Genomic DNA, 1,528 nt, shown 5'->3' with positions numbered 1-1,528 from the left:
ATATCTTTGTCCAAACTAACATATTAGGTACACAAGCCTTATTACACTCAGCATATAAAACAAAAGTGAAAAAGTTTGTACAAATTTCTACAGATGAAGTATATGGGACATTATCTCAAACGGGTGCATTTACAGAACATACAATAATAGCTCCTAATAGTCCTTATAGTGCAAGTAAAGCTAGTGCAGACTTCATGGTACGAGCGTATCATGAGACATTCGGTTTACCTATGAATATAACTCGTTGTTCCAATAATTATGGTCCTTATCAGTTCACGGAAAAATTAATACCATTAACAATAACTCATGCGTTAAATAATAAAGATATTCCTCTATACGGTGATGGATTACATATAAGAGATTGGCTTCATGTAGAGGATCACTGTGTAGCTATTGATTTAGTTCTGCATGGTGGAGCAGATGGGCACATTTATAATATCGGAGGAGATAATGAATATACAAATCTAGATATTGTACAAAAAATACTCAAATTCCTAAATAAAGATCAATCACAAATTACATTTATCTCAGATCGCTTAGGACATGATAGACGTTACGCCATGGATGCTACTAAGTTGAAAGAAGAATTAGGTTGGAAACCACAATATCTATTTGATGATGGACTCACTCAAACAATTAAGTGGTATATAGATAACCGTACGTGGTGGGAATGAATTTTATTAGGTAAAAATTACATAAGTTAAACGAGGAATTTTAAAATGAAGATACTGATAACGGGAGTAGAGGGGCAACTAGGACAAACTTTAATACAAGTTCTCAGCAGAACACATCATGAGCTATATGGTGTGAATCGAACCACGTTAGATATTACAAATAAAATAAGAGTTAGCTCTTATCTTGATAGGTTAAAGCCAGATGTAATTTTACACTGTGCAGCATTTACAAATGTAGATGGGGCAGAGAAAAATAAAGGGCTGGCATATGAAGTAAATGTATTAGGTACCAAATATATTGCTCAAGCTGCAGGAAGAATAAAATGTAAATTTGTATATATTAGTACGGATTATGTGTTTGATGGCGAAAAACATACACCATACAATCTTGTGGATCGTCCTAATCCATTAAATATATATGGAGAAACAAAATTGGCTGGAGAACATTTAGTAACAAAATACACGAATAATCATTTTATTATTAGAACTTCGTGGATATTTGGAAAGGGAGACGGTCACTTTATCGCTAAGATAGGAAAAATAGCAAATCTATACGGTGAAGTCCGCGTGGTATCTGACCAGTTTGGTTCACCTACCTATGCACTAGATTTAGCAAATTTTATTGCAGAGTTAATAGAGACGGATCAATACGGATTATATCATGTGACAAACGAGGGAATATGTTCATGGCATGAGTTTGCAGTTGAATTTTTTAAAGACTTCAATAGAGATATCAATATAATTCCCTTAACGACGGAAGAATTCCCGCAAATAGCCAATAGACCTAAATATTCAGTGTTAAGTAAAGATTGCATTATCCTAAATGGATTAAAACCATTAAGACATTGGAAAGA

The 1,528-nt window shown here is 33.6% G+C and carries 2 protein-coding genes; both read left to right on the top strand.

Features of this window, described 5'->3' with window-relative positions; genetic code table 11:
• The coding region (locus ACQGSG_RS28845; RefSeq protein WP_426948726.1) for a dTDP-glucose 4,6-dehydratase at positions 1-674 on the top strand (674 nt) is incomplete at its 5' end.
• A gap of 45 nt (positions 675-719) precedes the next feature.
• A partial coding sequence (gene rfbD / locus ACQGSG_RS28840; protein WP_426948725.1) for a dTDP-4-dehydrorhamnose reductase occupies positions 720-1,528 on the top strand: 809 nt, incomplete at its 3' end.

Origin of the sequence: Bacillus sp. GMa5/1 (assembly GCF_050172015.1) — a bacterium.
In the GTDB taxonomy this organism is placed as follows: Bacteria; Bacillota; Bacilli; order Bacillales; family Bacillaceae_G; genus Bacillus_A; species Bacillus_A cereus.
Note: the sequence above shows the minus strand (reverse complement) of the source record. Positions and strands in the feature narration are given on the sequence as shown.